The organism is Sphingopyxis sp. GW247-27LB, from assembly GCF_002277025.1.
Lineage (GTDB): Bacteria > Pseudomonadota > Alphaproteobacteria > Sphingomonadales > Sphingomonadaceae > Sphingopyxis.
In genome coordinates, this window is record NZ_NIWD01000009.1 from 25643 (window position 1) to 45626 (window position 19984).

At 66.7% G+C, this 19984-nt stretch carries 25 protein-coding genes; 13 read left to right on the plus strand and 12 right to left on the minus strand.

Annotated features, from left to right (window positions below; genetic code table 11):
* Positions 1-87 precede the first annotated feature (87 nt).
* The 4 genes from uvrB to CD928_RS12435 are packed head-to-tail and all read left to right on the plus strand — an operon-like array spanning position 88 to position 3383.
* Positions 88-2274 carry an excinuclease ABC subunit UvrB gene (uvrB, locus tag CD928_RS12420; RefSeq protein ID WP_095387442.1) on the plus strand — a complete coding sequence of 729 codons (2187 nt, stop codon included), beginning with the start codon at positions 88-90 and terminating at the stop codon, positions 2272-2274.
* Between the two features lie 47 nt (positions 2275-2321).
* Positions 2322-2756, plus strand: a complete 435-nt coding sequence (locus tag CD928_RS12425) for a hypothetical protein (RefSeq protein WP_095387443.1) — start codon at positions 2322-2324, stop codon at positions 2754-2756.
* A complete protein-coding gene (locus tag CD928_RS12430) occupies positions 2753-3118 on the plus strand; it encodes a type II toxin-antitoxin system RelE/ParE family toxin (protein WP_095387444.1) in 366 nt (121 codons plus the stop codon). The genes CD928_RS12425 and CD928_RS12430 overlap by 4 nt, the downstream gene beginning before the upstream one ends.
* Positions 3096-3383, plus strand: coding sequence for an addiction module antidote protein (locus tag CD928_RS12435; protein WP_095387445.1), 288 nt, complete (start codon positions 3096-3098; stop codon positions 3381-3383). The genes CD928_RS12430 and CD928_RS12435 overlap by 23 nt, the downstream gene beginning before the upstream one ends.
* A gap of 41 nt (positions 3384-3424) precedes the next feature.
* Here CD928_RS12435 and CD928_RS12440 read toward each other — a convergent pair whose 3' ends face one another.
* Positions 3425-3871 (minus strand): hypothetical protein, encoded by a 447-nt coding sequence (locus CD928_RS12440; RefSeq protein WP_095387446.1) that lies wholly within the window; start codon positions 3869-3871, stop codon positions 3425-3427.
* 124 nt (positions 3872-3995) lie between these two features.
* Here CD928_RS12440 and CD928_RS12445 point away from each other — a divergent pair, with 124 nt between their 5' ends.
* Positions 3996-4691: an NRDE family protein gene (locus CD928_RS12445; RefSeq protein WP_095387447.1), complete on the plus strand. Its 696-nt coding sequence runs from the start codon at positions 3996-3998 to the stop codon at positions 4689-4691.
* A 228-nt stretch (positions 4692-4919) separates the two neighbouring features.
* Here CD928_RS12445 and infC read toward each other — a convergent pair whose 3' ends face one another.
* Together infC and CD928_RS12455 are read right to left on the minus strand one after the other, a co-directional pair.
* Positions 4920-5456, minus strand: coding sequence for a translation initiation factor IF-3 (gene infC, locus CD928_RS12450; protein ID WP_095387448.1), 537 nt, complete (start codon positions 5454-5456; stop codon positions 4920-4922).
* Positions 5457-5629: 173 nt separating this feature from the next.
* Positions 5630-6757 carry a penicillin-binding protein activator gene (locus CD928_RS12455; protein ID WP_095388031.1) on the minus strand — a complete coding sequence of 376 codons (1128 nt, stop codon included), beginning with the start codon at positions 6755-6757 and terminating at the stop codon, positions 5630-5632.
* Between the two features lie 61 nt (positions 6758-6818).
* On the opposite strand from CD928_RS12455, the gene rsmI reads away from it, so the two are divergent.
* From rsmI to CD928_RS12475, 4 genes are read left to right on the plus strand one after another with little or no spacing between them, the layout of a single operon-like run.
* Positions 6819-7679, plus strand: coding sequence for a 16S rRNA (cytidine(1402)-2'-O)-methyltransferase (rsmI, locus tag CD928_RS12460; protein WP_095387449.1), 861 nt, complete (start codon positions 6819-6821; stop codon positions 7677-7679).
* Positions 7676-8026, plus strand: coding sequence for a YraN family protein (locus CD928_RS12465; RefSeq protein ID WP_095387450.1), 351 nt, complete (start codon positions 7676-7678; stop codon positions 8024-8026). Before rsmI ends, CD928_RS12465 begins: the two co-directional genes overlap by 4 nt.
* Before the next feature lie 9 nt (positions 8027-8035).
* Complete coding sequence (gene gshB, locus CD928_RS12470; RefSeq protein WP_095387451.1) at positions 8036-8986, plus strand: glutathione synthase; 951 nt, start codon at positions 8036-8038, stop codon at positions 8984-8986.
* Positions 8987-9009: 23 nt separating this feature from the next.
* Complete coding sequence (locus CD928_RS12475) at positions 9010-9609, plus strand: DedA family protein (RefSeq protein ID WP_095387452.1); 600 nt, start codon at positions 9010-9012, stop codon at positions 9607-9609.
* On the opposite strand, the gene CD928_RS12480 is transcribed toward CD928_RS12475, so the two are convergent.
* The 6 genes from CD928_RS12480 to CD928_RS12505 all read right to left on the minus strand — a co-directional run bounded on the left by CD928_RS12480 (position 9606) and on the right by CD928_RS12505 (position 14671).
* On the minus strand, positions 9606-10496 hold the full coding sequence (locus CD928_RS12480; RefSeq protein ID WP_176473570.1) for a tyrosine recombinase XerC: 891 nt from the start codon (positions 10494-10496) through the stop codon (positions 9606-9608). The two genes, CD928_RS12475 and CD928_RS12480, sit on opposite strands and share 4 nt — an antisense overlap.
* Positions 10497-10615: 119 nt before the next feature.
* Positions 10616-11761: a radical SAM family heme chaperone HemW gene (hemW, locus tag CD928_RS12485; RefSeq protein ID WP_095387454.1), complete on the minus strand. Its 1146-nt coding sequence runs from the start codon at positions 11759-11761 to the stop codon at positions 10616-10618.
* A gap of 32 nt (positions 11762-11793) precedes the next feature.
* The gene (locus CD928_RS12490) at positions 11794-12306 is read right to left on the minus strand and encodes a DUF2239 family protein (RefSeq protein WP_095387455.1); all 513 of its coding nucleotides are present in this window, start codon (positions 12304-12306) and stop codon (positions 11794-11796) included.
* 58 nt (positions 12307-12364) lie between these two features.
* The gene (gene rdgB / locus CD928_RS12495) at positions 12365-13009 is read right to left on the minus strand and encodes an RdgB/HAM1 family non-canonical purine NTP pyrophosphatase (RefSeq protein WP_255247154.1); all 645 of its coding nucleotides are present in this window, start codon (positions 13007-13009) and stop codon (positions 12365-12367) included.
* A 96-nt stretch (positions 13010-13105) separates the two neighbouring features.
* Complete coding sequence (gene rph / locus CD928_RS12500) at positions 13106-13822, minus strand: ribonuclease PH (protein WP_095387457.1); 717 nt, start codon at positions 13820-13822, stop codon at positions 13106-13108.
* A 48-nt stretch (positions 13823-13870) separates the two neighbouring features.
* Positions 13871-14671, minus strand: coding sequence for a dienelactone hydrolase family protein (locus tag CD928_RS12505; protein WP_095387458.1), 801 nt, complete (start codon positions 14669-14671; stop codon positions 13871-13873).
* Between the two features lie 126 nt (positions 14672-14797).
* Here CD928_RS12505 and hrcA point away from each other — a divergent pair, with 126 nt between their 5' ends.
* Positions 14798-15841, plus strand: a complete 1044-nt coding sequence (hrcA, locus tag CD928_RS12510; protein ID WP_095387459.1) for a heat-inducible transcriptional repressor HrcA — start codon at positions 14798-14800, stop codon at positions 15839-15841.
* Between the two features lie 4 nt (positions 15842-15845).
* A complete protein-coding gene (grpE, locus tag CD928_RS12515) occupies positions 15846-16394 on the plus strand; it encodes a nucleotide exchange factor GrpE (RefSeq protein WP_095387460.1) in 549 nt (182 codons plus the stop codon).
* A gap of 106 nt (positions 16395-16500) precedes the next feature.
* On the opposite strand, the gene def is transcribed toward grpE, so the two are convergent.
* The 3 genes from def to recR are packed head-to-tail and all read right to left on the minus strand — an operon-like array spanning position 16501 to position 18090.
* Positions 16501-17034 carry a peptide deformylase gene (def, locus tag CD928_RS12520; protein WP_095387461.1) on the minus strand — a complete coding sequence of 178 codons (534 nt, stop codon included), beginning with the start codon at positions 17032-17034 and terminating at the stop codon, positions 16501-16503.
* A 31-nt stretch (positions 17035-17065) separates the two neighbouring features.
* Entirely contained in the window at positions 17066-17485 is a 420-nt protein-coding gene (locus tag CD928_RS23045; RefSeq protein ID WP_141237152.1) for a hypothetical protein, read from the minus strand.
* A gap of 8 nt (positions 17486-17493) precedes the next feature.
* Positions 17494-18090: a recombination mediator RecR gene (gene recR / locus CD928_RS12530; RefSeq protein WP_095387463.1), complete on the minus strand. Its 597-nt coding sequence runs from the start codon at positions 18088-18090 to the stop codon at positions 17494-17496.
* Between the two features lie 176 nt (positions 18091-18266).
* Here recR and fmt point away from each other — a divergent pair, with 176 nt between their 5' ends.
* Positions 18267-19187, plus strand: a complete 921-nt coding sequence (gene fmt / locus CD928_RS12535) for a methionyl-tRNA formyltransferase (protein ID WP_095387464.1) — start codon at positions 18267-18269, stop codon at positions 19185-19187.
* On the plus strand, positions 19184-19924 hold the full coding sequence (gene truA, locus CD928_RS12540; RefSeq protein ID WP_095387465.1) for a tRNA pseudouridine(38-40) synthase TruA: 741 nt from the start codon (positions 19184-19186) through the stop codon (positions 19922-19924). The genes fmt and truA overlap by 4 nt, the downstream gene beginning before the upstream one ends.
* Positions 19925-19984: the final 60 nt, after the last annotated feature.

Sequence of the window (19984 nt, forward strand, 5' to 3'; positions counted from 1 at the left end):
TCCTGTTGGGCAGAGTTGAAACCCGCGTGCGGCCGGATGGTTGCGCGCCGATTGCCGTGGCGCGCCGGCGGTCCCATATTGGCTTCGATGGCCATCCAGATTCGCACCTCGCTCGACGAAATCGACACCGCGGAGGGCTATGTCCCGCACCGCCCCGCGCGCCCCGACAAGGTCGAGGGCGGCAAGCGGTTCGAGCTGGTCAGCGACTATCAGCCCGCGGGCGACCAGCCGACCGCGATCGAGGAACTGGTGACGACCGCCCGGACGGGCGAGCGCGACCAGGTGCTGCTCGGCGTCACCGGATCGGGCAAGACCTTCACCATGGCGAAGGTCATCGACGAGCTCCAGCGCCCCGCCCTCATCCTCGCGCCCAACAAGATTCTCGCGGCGCAGCTCTATGGCGAGTTCAAGAGCTTCTTTCCGAACAACGCGGTCGAATATTTCGTCAGCTATTACGACTATTACCAGCCCGAGGCCTATGTGCCGCGCTCCGACACCTACATCGAAAAAGAGTCGAGCGTGAACGAGGCGATCGACCGGATGCGCCATTCCGCGACGCGCGCGCTGCTCGAACGCGACGACGTGATCATCGTCGCGTCGGTGTCGTGCCTTTACGGCATCGGGTCGGTCGAGACCTATTCGGCGATGATCTTCGATTTGAAGAAGGGCCAGGTCGTCGACAATCGCGAGATCATCCGCAAGCTCGTCGCGCTGCAATACAAGCGCAACGATCAGGCCTTCGCGCGCGGCAACTTCCGCGTGCGCGGGGACTCTCTGGAGATCTTCCCCTCGCACTATGAGGATATGGCGTGGCGCGTCAGCTTCTTCGGCGACGAGATCGAGGAGATCACCGAGTTCGACCCGCTGACCGGCAAGAAGATCGCAACCCTGAATTACGTCCGCATCTATGCGAACAGCCACTATGTGACGCCCGGCCCGACGCTCAAGCAGGCGACCGAGGCGATCCGCCACGAACTCGCCGAGCGGCTGAAGGAGCTCGAGGCCGAGGGCCGGCTGCTCGAAGCCCAGCGCCTCGAACAGCGCACCCATTTCGACCTCGAGATGATCGCCGCGACGGGGTCGTGCGCGGGGATCGAGAATTACAGCCGCTTCCTCACCGGCCGCATGCCCGGCGAGCCACCGCCGACCCTGTTCGAATATCTGCCCGACAATGCGCTGCTGTTCGTCGACGAGAGCCACCAGACGATCCCGCAGATCGGCGCGATGTCGAAGGGCGACCATCGCCGCAAGATCACGCTCGCCGAATATGGCTTCCGCCTGCCCTCCTGCATCGACAACCGGCCGCTGCGCTTCGCCGAATGGGATCTGATGCGCCCGCAGACGGTCAGCGTGTCGGCGACGCCGGGGACCTGGGAGATGGACCGCACCCAGGGCATTTTCGCCGAGCAGGTGATCCGCCCCACCGGCCTCATCGACCCGCCGGTCGAGATCAAGCCGGTCGAGGAGCAGGTCGACGACCTGATCGCCGAGGCGAAGAAGACCGCGGCGGCTGGCTACCGCACGCTCGTGACGACGCTCACCAAGCGGATGGCCGAGGACCTGACCGAGTTCCTCCACGAAGCGGGGCTCAAGGTCCGCTACATGCACTCTGACGTCGAGACACTGGAGCGCATCGAAATCATCCGCGACCTCCGCCTCGGGGTGTTCGATGTGCTCGTCGGGATCAACCTGCTGCGCGAAGGGCTCGACATTCCCGAATGCGGGCTGGTCGCGATCCTCGACGCCGACAAGGAAGGCTTTCTGCGCAGCGAGACCAGCCTCGTCCAGACGATCGGCCGCGCCGCGCGCAACGTCGACGGCCGCGTCATCCTCTACGCCGACCGCATCACCGGCAGCATGGAACGCGCGATGCGCGAGACAGACCGCCGCCGCGAAAAGCAGCAGGCGTATAACGACGAACACGGCATCACCCCGACGACGATCAAGCGCAACATCGGCGACATCATCGCGCATGTCGCGTCGAAGGATCAGGTGACGATCGACCTCGGCGACGACAAGCCCGACCATATGGTCGGCCACAATTTGCGCGCCTATATCGCCGACCTCGAAAAGAGGATGCGCGACGCGGCGGCCGATTTGGAATTCGAGGAAGCCGGGCGGTTGCGCGACGAAATCCGCAAGCTGGAGGCCGACGAACTGGGACTGCCGGCGGACCAGCAAGTGGCGCCGCGGGTCGGGCGCTCGAACGAGGGCAAGCCCGGCACGCGCAAGGGGCGCTTCGGGAAACAGAGCCGTACGAAGTGGGGGCGTTGACTATTTTCTCTATCTGAGATAGATTGCCGACTATTAGGGGAATCGGCATGCAAATCGAGATAGATTTTGAGGTCTGGCAGGCGCTCACGGCTAGACTCCAGAACGAAAGAGACAATTACAACGAGGCGATTCGCCGTTTGCTGAATTTGCCAGCCACGGAAGTAAGCCCTGGTTTCGGCGAAATTGACACGCCCGGCCTTCCGGATACCCTCCCCCTCCCAGGCGGAAGCACCGTCAGCGGCGCTTGGTTTTCCAACGTGTTTTTTCCCGACGGGACGTTTTTTAGGGCTACTTATAAAGGGCGTACTCATCGTGCACAGATCAGAGGGTCTCAGTGGATCGATGAGTTTGGGAATATCCGGACCAGCCCCTCTGATGCTGCCAGCGCAATCTCGCGAACGAATGTAAACGGATGGCGTTTTTGGTACGTTCGGCGCCCGATCGACGAGGATTGGGTGAGGATGGACGCCCTCAAGTCATGACCCGAAACCTTGACAATTCTCAAAACGTCCTCTATATAGGACAAGCCTACCGGCTGTTAGAAACAACCGAATTTGCCCGTTGGCTTGGCTCGTTGCGAGACATTCGGGCGGTTGCGAGAATCGCCGACCGCCTGAAGCGCGCGTCGAATGGCAATTTCGGAGACCATAAGTCCGTCAAGGGCGGCGTGTTCGAAATGCGGATCGACTACGGACCGGGTTATCGGGTTTATTTCTTCCGCCGCGGCACCGAGCTTGTCATCCTGCTGTGCGGTGGCGACAAGCGCAGTCAGAATGAGGATATTGCCCGCGCAAAGCGGTTGAAGGAAGAAATCGAAAGCCGTGACGAAGCTCCGACCATTTGATGCAGCAAGCTACCTCACGACCGAGGAGCATATTCTCCATTATCTGGAAGCGGCACTGGAGGGCAATGATCCCAAGCATATCGCCAGCGCGCTCGGCGACGTCGCACGCTCAAAGGGCATGAGCGAAATTGCGCGTAAGGCGGGCCTCGGACGACAGGCGCTCTACAACGCGCTGTCGGAAAACGGCAATCCGACGCTCGAAACCTTGACCGCGGTGCTCGACGCGCTGGGGCTGCAATTGACGGTGCAGCCCAAGGCGGCGTGACAGGGTTCGGGGACGGACCTGCCGGCCCCGCCCAATTCAGCTCAGCGCAGCACTCCCGCGGCCGTCTGGCGCCGGGCGTAATAGAGCAGCGCGATCGCGATCACCCAGATGACCAGCGTCGTCCACATCGGGCCGGGACCGAACAATTCCGTCGGATCGACCGAAGACAGCCCGAACTGAGAGAAGGTGCTGACCGCGAGGCCCGCGAGCGACACGATGAAGGCCGTGACCGCATGGCGGCTGCGCAGCAGCAGCAGCAGCGATCCGGCGAACGCCCCCCACACCCCAAAGGCCCACGCCGCGGTGGCCCAGCCCGGAAATGTGTCGAAATAAGCGATCTGCTCGGGCGTCAGCTGCGCGAAGTCCCTCAGCCACCACATATTCTTCATGTTGGTCATCGTATAGTCGGTCACGGCGAAGCCGCTCCACAACAAGGACAGCACTCCGACGACCCACAAGTGCCACGGCGTTTTGACGATGCTATTCATGGCGAACCCCTCCCCATTGAACCGGCGCAATCTACCACGCTTCGGCCCCGTGCGGAACTGTATTATTTTGTCAGGACAGCGCAGGGCTCTTGGCAAGCGCCCGCCGCCGCGCGATAGGCGCGCGATGTGCGTCGTCGCCCTTGCCTGGCGGGTCCATCCGGACTGGCCGTTGATCCTCGTCGGCAATCGCGACGAGTTTCACGAACGCCCCAGCGCCGCGCTCGCCGCATGGGACGACGGCAGCGGTATCGTCGCGGGACGCGATCTGCAGGCCGGCGGCACCTGGCTGGGCGCACACGGCCCGAGCGGACGCGTCGTCGTCGTGACCAACGTGCGGGGCGCCATGCCCGATCCGGCGAAGGAATCGCGCGGCGCGCTCGTCGTCGACATGCTGCGCGGCGAGGGGCGCTTCGCCGACCCGGCTGCGGCCGATCTCGATCGTTTCAACGCCTTCAACCTGTTCGCGGTGGACGGCGAGGCGCGCCTGCTCACCAACCGGCCGGGCGCGCGCATCCTGTCGCTGGAACCCGGCGTCCATGCGCTCGCCAACGAGCCGATCGACCGGCCCTGCCCGCGCGCCGAGCGGCTGCGCGCGGCGCTCGGCGCGGTGGTCGACGCCGGCATCGCCCCCGACGGCCTGCTCGACACGCTGACGGCGACGAGCGACCCGGCGCTGTTCCTGCGCGGCGAGGTCTATGGCACGCGCTGCTCGACACTGATCGCGGTCGCCGCCGACGGCACCGCGCGGGTCACCGAGCGCCGATACGAAGCGGGCGGCCGTCCCGATGGAACCACCGCGCTGGACTTTCCGATCGGGTGAAGGTCTGGAAACGGCCGGTAGGGCCCATACCTTCTCCCCTCCCTAAAAGGGAGGGGCTGGGGGTGGGTAGCCGCCGAAGGCGGCGTTCTTTCGTGGGCTCGCTCCGCTCGCGCACCCACCCCTACCCCTCCCTGAAAGGGAGGGGAATGGCTCAAATCCACTCCGAAGCAGGCGCCCTCGCTTGCGCTTGCAATCGATATAACCCCCTCCAACGGAGGGGTCGGCCGGTCACTTCGGCGCCAGCACCATCAGCATCTGGCGGCCCTCGGTGCGGGGGTGCGCCTCGACCTTCGCGACCTCGGCAGTCATCTCGGCGACGCGCTGGAGGACGTTGAGGCCCAGCTGGGTGTGGCTCATCTCGCGGCCGCGGAAGCGCATGGTCATTTTGACCTTGTCGCCTTCCTCAAGGAAGTCGAAGACCTTCTTCATCTTCACATCGAAATCATGATCGTCGATGTTCGGACGCATCTTGATCTCTTTGATCTCCTGCGTCTTCTGGCTCTTGCGCGCCAGATTCGCCTTTTTCTGCGCTTCGTATTTGAATTTGCCGACGTCGAGGAACTTGCACACCGGCGGATCGGCGTTCGGGGACACTTCGACCAGATCGAGACCGACTTCGGCCGCCTGTTCGATCGCTTCGGCAGTCAGCATTACGCCCAGATTTTCGCCTTCCTCGTCGATCACGCGGACCTTGGGGGAGGCGATGAATTCATTGTATCGCGGGCCGTTCTTGGGCGGTGTTGGTCCAAGCGGGCGGCGGGTCATGGGCGGGCGTATAGCTGTATCTCCTGAAATCATTGACGGGCGAGCGCGGCGCATCGCCATGCGGCGCGTCTCGCGCTCATATAGTGAACGCGGGCGCGTCGTAAAGGCTGCCTGTGGCAAAGCGACCGCAGTTTTCGCCCGACTGTGGCGGTGATGTCACGCCCCGGCGGCTGTCACCACTTCGTCGGGGCGGGGTCGACGACGCGGAATCCGCCCGCGCCGACTTCGCTGACCTCGAGCGCGCGCACCGCGATCCCGCGTTTGTCGAAACGGAAAATCCCGTCGATCCCGCCGAACCCGTCGGGCGCCAGCAAGCGGCCCGTCGGGAAGTTCGTCCCCGGCTTCCACTCGCGCGCGATTCGCACCGTCAGCAACACCGCATCGTAGCCGAGGCTCGACAGGCGGTAAGGCGCCTTGCCGTAGCGCTGGCGGTACTGCGTCGCCATCTGGCCATAGAGGCCGTCGGACACGCTGGCGAACCAGGCACCGCGCATCGCCGCGCTGCTGCCCAGCGAGGCATCGGTGTTCCAGCGCTCGGTGCCGAGGATCTGCCGGTCGCCATTGCTCTTGATCACCGGCACCGCGCGCACCGCATTGCCGCCGGCGTCGGCGATCAGCACCGCGTCCATCTCGCCCGCATTGGCGAGACGCCGCGCCGCGCCCGACATCGCCGCCGCGCTATGATCATAGGATTCGACGGCGACGAGCGTGCCCCCGGCATCGGCGACCGCCGAGCGGAAGGCGGCGGCCGAGCGCTCGCCATAGACATTCTTGGGCACCAGCGCGCCGAAGCGCACATGCCCCTTGCCGCGCGCATAGGAGACGACGCGCTCGACCGACTGGCCGGGCACGAAGCCCATGATGAAGACGCCGTTGCCGGCGACGCTGCTGTCGTTCGAGAAGCTGATCACCGGCACCTTCGCCCCGCGTGCGATCGGGGCGACCGCGGCGACATCCTCGCTGAGCAGCGGCCCGAGGATCAGCTTGTTGCCGTCGGCGACCGCCTGCCGCGCGGCGGCGGCGGCGCCGAGCGCGGTGTCGTAGGTGGTGATGCGGACCTTTTCGGCGCGCGACGCCAGCAGCGCCATCGTCGTCGCATTGGCGATCGCGGTGCCGACATCGGCGTTGGCGCCCGTCTCGGGCACCAGCAGCGCGACGCGGTGGCGGTCGGTATCGGTCGGCAGACCGGGTTCGATCGTGTCTGGCTTTTCGGGCGGCGGCGGCGGACCCGCGGTTTTCGGCACGACCTGGCACGCCGCGAGCAGTCCGCCGAGCGCCAGAACGCCCAGCCCGCGCAGCATATGCCGCCGCGGCGACGCATTGTCTTGGCGCCGGACGGCAGTTTCTGCCATTTTCGGCGTCATGCCGGATTCGACCATTTCCAATTCTCCCTTGCCCGGTCTCTATATCGTGGCGACCCCCATCGGCAACCTCGGCGACATCAGCGCGCGCGCCGCATCGGTGCTGGCGCGCGCCGACCTGATCGCGGCCGAAGACACGCGGGTGACCGCGAAGCTGCTGTCGCATCTGGGTTTGCGTGTTCCGATGACCCCCTATCACGATCACAGCGACGAACGCACCCGCGCCGCCTTGGTTGCGCAGATGGCCGACAAAGTCGTGGTCCTGGTGTCGGACGCCGGAACACCGCTGATTTCGGACCCCGGCTACAAACTCGTGCGCGACGCCCGCGCGGCGGGGCGGCTTGTCATCACCCTGCCCGGCCCCTGCGCCGCGATCGCCGCGATCACCCTGTCGGGACTGCCAAGCGACCGCTTCCTCTTCGCCGGTTTCCTGCCCTCGAAGGCGAAGGCGCGCGCCGACACGATCGCCGAGTTCGCGGGGCTGCGCGCCAGCCTCGTCTTCTACGAAAGCGGGCCGCGCCTCGGCGCGTCGCTCGCCGCGCTCGCCGGGGGGCTCGGCAACCGCGACGCGGCGGTCGCGCGCGAGATCACCAAGCTCTACGAGGAATGCGTGACCGGCCCCCTCGCCGAGCTCGCGGCGCGCTACGCCGAGGCGACGCCCAAGGGCGAGATCGTGATCGTCGTCGCGCCGCCCGCCGACGGCGTCGCCGAAGAGGCCGACGACGCGACCATCGATACGGCGCTGCGCGCGGCGCTGGCCGAGCAGCCGGTCGCCAAGGCCGCGAAGGAGGTGGCGAAGCGCTTCGGGCGCGACCGGCACGATCTCTACGCCCGCGCGCTGACGCTGAAGGGAGGCGAATGAACCGCGCCGCCGCCGAAGCGCGCGGGCGCCGGGCCGAGCGCCGCGCCGCCTGGTGGCTGCGCCTCCACGGCTGGCGCATCGTCGGCCGGCGGCTGCGCGTGCCGGTGGGCGAGGTCGACCTGGTCGCGCGGCGTGGGCGCACGATCGCCTTCGTCGAGGTGAAGTGGCGCGACCGCGCCGAAGATCTCGACCATGCGATCGACGAATATCGGTTGCGCCGCGTCGCGGCGGCGGCGGAAATGCTGAGCCCGCGCTTCGCGCGCGCCGCCGACAGCATCCGGATCGACGTGATGCTCCTTGCGCCGGGGCGCCTGCCGCGCCATCTGGTCCACGTCTGGCAACCCTAGGAGACCCCGATGACCCTGCGCGCCGCGGTGCAAATGGACCCGATGGACGGCATCAACATCGCCGGCGACAGCAGCTTCGCCCTGATGCTGAGCGCGCAGGAACGCGGCTACAGCCTCTATCATTACGACGTGCGCTCGCTGACCTGGGAGGCGGGGCGGCTGACCACGCGCGCGCACCCGGTTCTCGACGTCCAGCGCGAAACGGGCGCGCATTACCGCTTCGGCGACGCGCTGACCCTCGACCTCGGCCGCGACGTCGACGTCGTGCTGATGCGGCAGGACCCGCCCTTCGACCTCGGTTATCTGACCGGCACCTGGCTGCTCGAACGGATCGCGCATGAGACGCTCGTCGTCAACAACCCCGTCTCGGTCCGCAACGCCCCCGAAAAGGTGTTCGTGCTCGATTTCGCCGACTATATGCCGCCGACAATGGTGACCCGCGACCTCGAGGCGGTCAAAGATTTCCACAAACGTTACGGCGCCTTGGTCATCAAGCCCCTGCACGGCAACGGCGGCAAGGCGGTGTTCCGCATCGACGAGGCCGGGACCAACCTCGGCGCGCTCGTCGAGATGTTCGGACAGGTGTGGCCCGAACCCTTCATGGTCCAGCAGTTCCTGCCCAGCGTGCGCGAAGGCGACAAGCGCATCGTGCTGATCGATGGCGAGGTGGCGGGCGCGATCAACCGCAAGCCCGGCGAGGGCGAGTTCCGCTCGAACCTCGCGGTCGGCGGTTATGCCGAGGCGGCCGAACTGAGCCCGCGCGAAAAGGAAATCTGCGCCGCGCTCGGCCCGAAACTCAGGGAGCGCGGGCTGATCTTCGTCGGCATAGACGTGATCGGGGGCGAATGGCTGACCGAGATCAACGTCACCTCGCCCACCGGCATCGTCGCGATCGATCGCTTCAACGGCACCGACACGGCGGCGATGATCTGGGACACGATCGCGCGGCGGATCGGCTGACGCCCGCCGGCGTAAACTTTCGCATGACCGGTTTCATTCTCGATCTGATCCAGGGCTGGGGCTATCTCGGCATCTTCGTGCTGATGGTGTTGGAAAATGTTTTCCCGCCGATTCCGTCGGAGGTGATCATGGGCCTTGGCGGCATCGCCGTCGCGCAAGGCCGGTTCGATTTCTGGACGCTGATCGCGGTCGCGGTCGCGGGGACGACCGCGGGCAATTGGGTCTGGTACGCGATCGGGCGCTGGATCGGCTATGAGCGCCTGAAACCTTTCATCGACCGGCACGGGCGCTGGCTGACACTCGACTGGGCGGAAGTCGAGCGGCTGCACGGCTGGTTCCTCAAATATGGCCCCGGCATCGTCTTCGCGGCGCGCTTCATGCCGGTCGCGCGGACGATGGTGTCGCTGCCCGCGGGGATGGTGCGGATGAACCAGCTGAAATTCCTGGTCTGGACCGCGGCGGGTTCGACGATCTGGATCACAGCGCTGGCGGGCGCCGGAAGCTGGTTCGGCGACCGCTTCGCCAATCTTGACGCCTTCGTGGGGCCGGTCGCGCTGGTCGCGATCGGGTCGCTGGTGCTGATCTATCTCTGGCGCGTCGTCACCTGGCGGCCAAGGAATTAGGCGCGCGGGTGCGCGCTGCGATAGATGTCGAGCAAATGCGCCGCATCGACCGCGGTATAGACCTGCGTCGACGCGAGGCTCGCGTGGCCGAGCAGTTCCTGCAGGCTGCGGAGATCGGCGCCCCCTGCGAGCAGGTGCGTCGCGAAGCTGTGGCGCAGCGCGTGCGGGGTCGTGCGCTCGGGCAGGCCCAGCGCGCGCCGCGCGGAGCGGACGCTGGCGCGGACCACTCCGGGCGCGAGCGGCCCGCCGCGCGCGCCGAGGAACAGCGGTGTCTCCTTACCGATCGGCCAAGGGCAAGCCTCGGCATAGCGCGACACGGCCGACGCGACGGCGGGCAGGATCGGCACGATGCGCGTCTTGCCGCGCTTGCCGGTGACGCGCAGCGTCTCGCCGAGCGGCAGCGCCGCGCCGGTCAGCGCCAGCGCCTCGCCGATGCGCAGCCCCGCGCCGTAAAGCAGCAGGAGCAGCGCGAAATCGCGCGCGCCGACCCAGCCCTGCCGGGCGTTGTCCGCGACGTCTTGCGCGAGGTCCAGCGCTTCGGCGGGCGCGACCGGGCGCGGCAGGCCCTTCTTGACGCGCGGCCCACGCATCTGCGGCACGCTCGCGCCCGATCCGCCGACGAAGCGCAGGAAGGTCCGCAGCGCCGACAGTTCGCGCGCCGCCGAGGCATTGCCCAGCCCCTCGCCGCGCCGCTCGGCGAGATAGGCGCGCAGGTCGTTCGGGGTCAGCGATCGGAGCATCGCCTTGTCGACTGCGCCGCCATGATGCCGCGACAGAAAGGCGCAGAAGCGTTCGGCGGTCGCGATATAGGCACGGCGCGTATGGTCCGACCGGCGCTTCTCATGCGCCAGATGGACATCCCATTCACGTATTAGTTGATCAGCCAACACCAATTCCGTTCGGGCTGAGCTTGTCGAAGCCCCGTTCTTCTTCCAGCCTCGCAAAGAAAGAACGACCCTTTCCCCGGATCAAGACCGGGGTCAGGGCGAACGGGCTTGGAAAACGTCTAGCCTGTTCGCACCACCTCGGAAAGGATGCTGTCGAGCAGCAATATCCCCTCGTCGGTCACGCGCAACCGGTCCCCCGCCTGCGCGATTAGCCCCTGCCCCGCCAATCGCGCGACAGCGTCCGCATCGACGAAGGCTCCCCGCTCCAGTCCGCTCCGCGCCTCGATCCGCGACAGGTCGATGCCCTCGGTCAGCCGCAACCCCATCAGCATCGCCTCGGTCGCGCGCTCGGCGGGCGGCAGGTCGGTTTCGACCTTCAGCCCGTGGCCGCTGCGTGTCACCGCCGCGAGGAAATTCTCGGGCTTTTTGTGGCGCTCTGTCGCCTGCGCCAGCCGGCGGCCGTGCGCACCGGGGCCGATGCCGGCATAGTCGCCATAGCGCCAATAGGTCAGATTGTGCCGGCTCTCCTCGCCCGGCCGTGCATGATTCGACACTTCGTAGCGCGGCAGGCCCGCGCCGCGGGTCAGCGCCTGCGTCGCGTCGAACAGATCGGCCGCGGCGTCGCCGTTGGGAATGACGAGTTCGCCCTTTGCCGCCAGCGTCGCGAAGCGCGTGCCGGGCTCGATGGTCAGTTGGTAGAGCGAGAGATGACCGGTGCCGAAGGCAAGCGCCTCGCCGAGCTCGGTCTCCCACTCAGCGAGCGACTGGCCGGGACGCGCGTAGATCAGGTCGAAGCTGACCCGCGCGAAATGAGCCTGCGCCGAAGCGATCGCCCGGCGCGCCTCGTCGCCGCTATGCGCACGGCCTAGAAATTCAAGGATTTGCGGATCGAAGCTCTGAACGCCGATCGACACGCGGTTGACCCCCGCGCTCGCCAGCGCCGCGAAATTGGCGACTTCGACCGAATTGGGATTGGCTTCGAGCGTGACCTCGCAATCCGCCGCCAACCCCCACGCCGCATCCGCCGCCGCTATCACCGCCGCGACGGTTTCGGGCGGCATCAGGCTGGGCGTGCCGCCGCCGAAGAAGATCGAGGAGATCTTGCGGCCCGGCAGCAGCGCCGCCTCGTGCCGCAGATCGGCGAGCAGCGCCGCGCGCCACGCCGCTTGGTCGACGCGCTCGCGGACATGGCTGTTGAAGTCGCAATAGGGGCATTTCGACACGCAGAAGGGCCAGTGGACATAGAGGACGAGCGGTTCGGCCATGCGAGGCCCCATAGGCCCGCGGCGCGCGAATGTCAGCCGGCGATCAGATGCCGGATATGTCCGCGCACATCCTCGGGCCATTCCGCGATCAGCCCGTCGAACGCCGCGTCGTCGTCGCGATAGAGCGCGCGCAGCGCTTCCTCATAGCCCGGCAGGTTGCCGCACATATGGCTCATGAAATGATAGGCCGCGTCGCGGCGCATCCGGCCGTCGCCTCCCTCCTTGCTCGCCGCCTCGACCAGCCGTCGCAACGCAGCGGAGGCGCCGCCGGGCTGCGCCGCGAGCCAGTCCCAATGCCGCGGCAACAGCGTCACCTCGCGCGCCTTGACGCCGAGCCTGGGGCGGCCCGCCGACGGCGCGGGCGCCGGCGTCGCGGCGTCCCAATAATCGAGGTCGGCAAGCTTGCCGGTCGCGTCGTCGAAAACGAGGATCGACCCCAAGTCACTTGCGTAGCGTTCCTCCAGCATATGCTGGACGGTCGCGCGCGATCCCGATGCGAGTTTCCTGTCGCCAAGAAAGGCGGTTACGGTTGGAATATCGTTCATGCGGGGAAATTACACCCGGATAAAATATCTGTCAATAATATCCGGGTAAAATTGGCCGTCAGCCGAAAACCCCTGCTACCAGCTTCGCAAAGGCATCGGCACGATGGCTGATCGCATGTTTTTCCGTAGGATCGATCTCGGCATAAGTCAGCGACTTACCAGCCGGAACGAAGACAGGATCATAGCCGAAACCCAGCGTCCCGCGCGGTGGCCAGGTCAGGCTGCCGTCCGCCGTGCCCTCAAATACTTCCGCATGGCCGTCGGGCCAGGCGAGCGCGAGGGTGCAGACGAAGCGGGCGCTGCGGTCGGCGCCCGGCCCCTGTTCGGCGAGCAGCCCCTCGACCTTGCCCATCGCCAGATACCAGTCGCGTCCGGCCCAATCTTTTCCCGGCTCGCCCTCGAACCATTGTCGCTCGGCCCAGTCGGCGGTGTAGACGCCGGGCCGGCCGCCGAGCGCCGCGACCTCGAGCCCGCTGTCGTCGGCGAGCGCGGGCAGCCCCGACGCCGTAGCGCTGGCGTACGCCTTGAGCAGCGCATTGTCGCGGAACGTCGTTCCGGTCTCTTCGGACTCGGGCAGGCCGAGATCGCCCGCCGACACCGGATCGATGCCGAAGGGTGCGAGCAGCGCGCGAATCTCGCGCACCTTGCCCGCGTTGTGACTCGCGATGACGAGCTTGCCCGGCTGCAGTTTGCGGTGGGTCAACAGCGTCTCCAAATCTTCGTCATGCCGGACTTGATCCGGCATCCATTCTTCACCGTCGATGGCCCCCGGATCAAGTCCGGGGTGACGAAAATGGATTCAGCGCCCTACCGCCTTCGCCTGCGCGGCGAAGATGTCGGCGCAGCCGATGCGCGCGAGGCGGAGCAGGCGGAGCAGGCCTTCCTCGTCGTACGTCGCGCCCTCGGCGCTCGCCTGAACCTCGACGATCTGCCCCTTGCCGGTGAGGACGAAATTGCCGTCGGCCTCGGCGTTCGAATCCTCGTCATAGTCGAGGTCGAGCACCGGGGTGCCCTTGTAGATGCCGCACGAGATCGCCGCGACCTTGTCCTCGATCGGGTCGGCGGTCAGCGCGCCCGCCGCGATCAGCTTGTCGACCGCGAGGCGCAACGCAACCCACGCGCCCGAAATCGATGCGGTGCGCGTGCCACCGTCGGCCTGGATGACGTCGCAGTCGATGACGATCTGCCGCTCGCCGAGCTTCGCCATATCGACGACGGCGCGCAAGCTGCGGCCGATAAGCCGCTGAATTTCCTGCGTCCGTCCTGACTGCTTGCCCTTCGCCGCCTCGCGGCTGCCGCGCGTGTGAGTCGCGCGCGGTAGCATGCCATATTCGGCGGTCACCCAGCCCTGCCCCTTGCCGCGCAGGAAGGGCGGCACCTTTTCCTCGACGCTGGCGGTCACCAGAACCTTGGTGTTGCCGAAGGCGACGAGGACGCTGCCCTCGGCATGGATGGTGAATTCGGGTTCGATGGCGATGGAGCGCATCTGGTCGGGCGCGCGGCCGGAAGGGCGCATGGATGATCCTTTCGATTGAAGATTGTCGCCGCCCTTAGGCGCGCGCGCTCAATCGCTCAACCGCATACGGAAGAAATCGAGGATTTCGTCGCGCGCCGCGACCGTCGGCTGTCCCGCCTCGTCGATCAGATGGATAGTGACGACGCTGTGCGGGTTCTTCATCGGACTGTCGGGGTTGGCGGCGCTGTCGGGCAATACGCGGCCGACGAAGCGGTCGCCGAGCGCATCCTCATAGGCCGCGAAGCGCGCGGCCTTGCAGAATGTGTCGCCCTCGAACCGATAGGCGAGCACGGTCAGATCCTCGGCCTCCATCCGCGCCTTGACCGCCGCCAGCTCATCGGGGGCGATGTGCATCCCCGCGGCGTCGTTCAGCGGCAGCGAGGGCTGCGAGAGCACCGGCGCGAGCACAGCGGGTTCGAGCATCATCGACAGCGCGAAATTGCCGGTGAAGCACATGCCGATCGCGCCGACGCCCCGGCCGCCGCATTCCTTGTGCGCGAGCGCCGCGAGCGCGCGCAGCCAGCGCGTCGCGGGCGAGCTTTCATTGGCCTGAAAGGCGCGGAACTGGCGGCTGATGCAGCCGCCGATCATCGTGAACAGCGCACCGGGCATCCGCGGCACCGCGCCATCCTTGCCGAAGATATGCGGCATATAGACGGTGAAGCCGGCGTCGCGGACCCAGCGGGCGAAGCGCGCGACGTGCGGGCTGATGCCGGGCATTTCGGTCATCACGATCACCGCGGGACCGCTACCCATTGCATAGACGCGGTGCTTGCGGCCGAGCAGCGCGATGTCGCGGTGCTCGAAATCGTCGAGCGGATCGTCCTGGGTCAGCGGGCGTGTGGTCATGCGGTTTCTCCCCCGTAGGGAGGCTAACGACAGAGGCCGATGACCGCGAGTCCCTTTTCCTATCCCGCTTGCGGGAGAAGGGTTTGCATCCTTGCCCCTCCCCCTCGCCGCCCCTACATCCTCCGCATGACCACGCCGCCGATCACCGAACTCACAACGCGTGCGCGCGACGTGTTCCGGCTGGTAGTCGACGCCTATCTGGAGACCGGGCAGCCGGTCGGGTCGCGCACGCTCTCCAAGCTCGCGGCGCTCAACCTGTCGCCCGCGTCGATCCGCAACGTGATGCAGGACCTCGAGGAGCTCGGCCTGCTCGCGAGCCCGCACACCAGCGCCGGGCGGCTGCCGACCGAGCAGGGGCTGCGGCTGTTCGTCGACGGGATGATGCAGGTCGCCGAACCGAGCGCGGAGGACCGCGCGCAGATCGAGGCGAGCCTGTCCGACGCCGGGCCGATCGAAAGCGCGCTCGCGCAGGCGACCGCGGCGCTTTCGGGCCTGTCGGCCTGCGCCGGGCTCGTCCTTGTCCCCAAGCATGAGCGAGTGCTGAAACAGGTCGCCTTTGTGCCGATGTCGGCGAGCCAAGCACTCGTCGTCCTTGTCGCGGGCGACGGCACGGTCGAAAATCGCGTGATCGACATTCCGGCCGGGCTCCACCCCTCCGCGCTGGTCGAGGCGGGCAATTATGTCTCGGCGATGCTGTCCGGCCTGACGCTGACCGAGGCGATGGCGCGGGTGCGGCGCGAGATCGAGGCCGAGCGCATCGCGATCGACCGCGCCGCCGCCGACCTCGTGTCGCGGGGTCTTGCGATCTGGTCGTCGGACGGCGCCGACCGGCCGGTGCTGATCGTGCGTGGGCAGGCGAACCTGCTCGACGAGAGCGCGGTCGGCGACCTCGACCGGGTGCGGCAGCTCCTCGACGAACTCGAGACAAAGCAGGACATCGCCCACCTGCTCGACAGCGCGCGCGAGGGCAGCGCGACCCGCATTTTCATCGGGTCGGAGAATAAGCTCTTTTCGCTCTCGGGCTCGTCGGTTATCGCCGCGCCCTATCGCGGATCGGATGGGCGCGTCGTCGGCGTCGTCGGGGTGATCGGCCCGACGCGCTTGAACTATGCGCGCATCGTACCCATGGTGGATTTCACCGCCCAATCGCTCTCCAGACTGATACGATAGGTTTATGACGAACATCGAAAACGAGACGCCCGTCGACGACGGAACGCCCCCCGAAGCCGAGACCGCCGAAGCGCCGGCCGCCGAACAGGACGAGACGGCGAAGCTCGCCGAACAGGTCGCGTCGCTGCAGCAGGACCTGCTCTATGCGCGCGCCGAGACGCAGAACGTCACGCGCCGCAAGGACAAGGAGATCGCCGACGCGCACGCCTATGCCGCGACCAAATTCGCGCGCGACATATTGTCGGTCGCCGACAATCTGGGCCGCGCGCTCGCCGCGATCGGCGAGGATCAGCGCGAGGACGAAAAATTCAAGCCCTTCGTCGCGGGCCTCGAGGCGACCGAGCGCGAGCTGATGAGCGTCTTCGAACGCCACGGCATCACCCGCATCGCGGCGATCGGCCTGCCGCTCGATCCCAACCAGCATCAGGCGATGCTCGAAATCCCGAGCGACAAGGAAGCCGGCACGATCGTGCAGGAAATGCAGGCGGGATACATGATGAAGGACCGCCTGCTGCGCCCCGCGATGGTCGGGGTGGCGAAGAAGGCGGATTGAGACTGGCTTACGCAATATCGTCACCCCGGACTTGATCCGGGGTCCCGCTTGTCACCGTTGCTGAGCGGGACCCCGGATCAAGTCCGGGGTGACGAATGTTTAATGGTCAGGCCGCCTTGCGCAGCTTCGCGAGCTTCTTCAGCACCATCTCGCGCTTCAACCGCGACAGATGGTCGATGAAGAGGATGCCCTCCAGATGGTCGTGCTCGTGCTGGATGCATGTCGCCATCAGGCCGGTCATGCGCTCCTTGTGATGCCGGCCGTCGGCGTCCTGCCAGTCGACCGTGACCTCGGCGGGGCGCGTCACCTCGGCATATTGCTCGGGGACCGACAAGCAGCCTTCCTGGTAGACGCTATGCTCCTCCGAAAAGTCGGAGAAGACCGGGTTGATGAACGCGCGGGGATCGCGGATCACGCGCTTGCCCTCTTCGTCCTCGGGATCGGGTTCCTGCAGGTCGATCACCAGGATGCGCTTCGCCACCCCGACCTGAATCGCGGCGAGCCCGATGCCGGGGGCGTCGTACATCGTCTCGAACATGTCGGCGACCAGCGTCTTCAGCTCGGCGTCGAAGGTCTCGACGGGCTTCGAAATGACGCGCAGCCGGGGGTCCGGGGTCTCTATGATGGGTAGCAGGGCCATGGGTGCGAGGTATGATCGCGGGGGCGCGGGGTCAAGGGGCTGCGCGTTTCTCGCAATCGAGATAGAGTTCGTCCCGAGGGATCGCGAAACCACCCCCGAGGCAATTGGGTTCGACGCATCCACCGGCGGGCAAATCATCGTAGCTTTTCGGCTTCACGCGACCCGCTACAATCGATCGCCCGTCCGCACGCTCCAGTTTGAACTCAACGAAACGTTTGTCGAAATTTTCCACTCGCTCCAACCGCTTTTCGCGCTTTGCGGCGGCAACTTCTTCTTGGGTAAAAATCGGTAGGCGAACATAAGTTCTTCGCCAGTTTTCAAGCTTTCCTACGCACCTATGCCGATCAAGACGCTTTTCCAGTTTCGCAATTTCAGCATCCGTTGGATTAAAGTCCGTCGAAGAAGAACAGCCGGATAATGTCAGAGCACAAAGAAGGCTTGTTGTTAGCATCCTTATAGTCAACCCACCGGCCTCCGCGCCCGCAGCGCCTGCGCCAGCGTCCCTTCGTCGAGATAATCGAGCTCCCCGCCCACCGGCAGCCCGTGCGCCAACTGCGTCAGCCGCACCGGATAGCCTTCCAGCCGCTCGGCCAGATAATGGGCGGTCGTCTGCCCCTCCAGCGTCGCGTTCATCGCCAGCACGACCTCGTCGATGCCGCCCGCGGCGACGCGCGCGACGAGCGCGTCGATGCTGAGATCCTGCGGGCGCACGCCCTCGAGTGCCGACAGTCGCCCGCCGAGGACATGATATTTGCCGGGAAAGAGCCGCGACTTGTCGAGCGCCCACAGGTCCGACACCTCCTCGACGACGCACAGGCTACGCGCGTCGCGGCGCGGGTCGGCGCAGATCGCACAGGGATCCTGCGTGTCGACATTGCCGCAAATCCCACAGGTGACGAGCCGTTCCGATACCGTCTGGAGCGCGGCGAGCAAGGGCGCGAAGGCGCTCTCGCGCTTCTTCATCAGATGGAGCACCGCGCGCCGCGCCGAGCGCGGGCCGAGCCCGGGGAGCCGGGCGAGTTGCTGAACGAGGGCTTCGATTTCGGTGGAGGCCATGCGGTGGTGGTAGTGGGTGTGCAGTTGGTGCACAATATCCCTTCCCGTCACTCCGGACTTGATCCGGGGTCCCGCTCAGCAACGTCCGAAAGCGGGACCCCGGATCAAGTCCGGGGTGACGACAGTAAAGAGCGTTAGTCTTGCACCGCGCTCTTTCCTTCGCCAAAGGCGCAGCCATGCGCATCGCCTTCATGGGAACGCCGCCCTTCGCGGTGCCGACGCTCGCCGCGCTGCATGCGGCGGGGCACGAGATCGTGGCCGTCTACACCCAGCCGCCGCGTCCCGCACAGCGCGGCAAGAAATTGCAGCGGAGCGCGGTGCATCTCTGGGCCGAGGCGCACGGCCTCGACGTCCGCACGCCGAAGAGCCTCAAAGGCGCCGAGGAACAGGCCGAATTCGCCGCGCTCGACCTCGACGTCGCGGTGGTCGCGGCGTACGGCCTGATCCTGCCGCAGGCGGTGCTCGACGCGCCGCGCGAGGGCTGTCTCAACGTCCACGGCTCGATCCTGCCGCGCTGGCGCGGCGCGGCGCCGGTGCAGCGCGCGATCCTGTCGGGCGATGCCGAGACGGGCGTGACGATCATGCAGATGGACGCGGGGCTCGACACCGGCGCGATGCGGCTGGTCGGGCGCACGCCGATCGATCGCAAGACCGCGGGCGAGCTGACCGACGAACTGGCAACGATGGGCGCCAGCCTGATGGGGAAGGTGCTGAGCGACCTTCATGCCTTCGCGCCCGAACCGCAACCCGAGGCCGGCGTCACCTATGCCGCGAAAATCGACAAGAGCGAAGCGCGACTCGATTTCCTAACCAGCGCGGTGCAGGTCGAGCGGCAGATCCGCGCGTTCAATCCGGTGCCGGGCGCCTTCTTCGAGCTGGACGGCGAACGCTACAAGCTGCTCGCAGTCGAGGTCGTCCATCCGGCCGACACGATCGCGGGCGCCACGCCCGGCGTGACGCTCGACGATGCCCTGACGGTGGCGTGCAACCCAGGCGCGATCCGCGCGCTACGCGTGCAGCGCGCGGGCAAGCCGGCAATGGACGCGGCTGAACTGCTGCGCGGGCGCGCGATTCCCAAAGGGACGCGGCTGGCGTGACCCGCTTCGCCCTCACCATCGAGTTCGACGGCCGCCCCTTCATGGGCTGGCAGCGCCAGTCGCACGGGCCGAGCGTCCAGCAGGCGATCGAGGAGGCCGTCACGCGCATCACCGGCGAGGAGGCCGCGGTGCACGGCGCGGGGCGCACCGATGCCGGGGTTCATGCGATCGCGATGCGCGCGCATGTCGATATCGCAAAGCCGTTCACCCCCTTCCGGCTGATGGAGGCCCTGAACGCGCAGCTTCGCCCCGCCCCGGTCGCGGTGCTCGCGTGCGAGACGGTCGCCGACGACTGGCACGCGCGCTTTTCGTGCATCGGGCGTGCCTATGAATATCGCATCGTCAACCGCCGCGCGCCGCTGACCTGGGACAAGGGGTTGTCGTGGCAGTTCGCGAAACCGCTCGATGCCGAGGCGATGCACGGCGCCGCGCAGGCGCTGGTCGGGCGGCACGATTTCACGACCTTCCGCTCGGTGCATTGCCAGGCCGAAAGTGCAGTGAAGACGCTCGACCGGATCAGCGTCAGCCGCCACGGCGAGGAAATCATCATCGAGACCGCGGCGCGGAGCTTTCTCCATCATCAGGTGCGCTCGATGGTCGGCTGCCTCTCCATGGTAGGCGAAGGCAAATGGACGGCGCGCGATTTGAAGGCCGCGCTCGATGCCGCGGATCGCAGCGCGCTGGGGCTCAATGCGCCGCCCGACGGGTTGTATTTCGTGAGCGCGAAATATCCGTAGCTCCCCTCTTCCCTTGGGGGAGAGGGGCAGAAAAAAGGGCGACCTTCTCAGGCCGCCCCT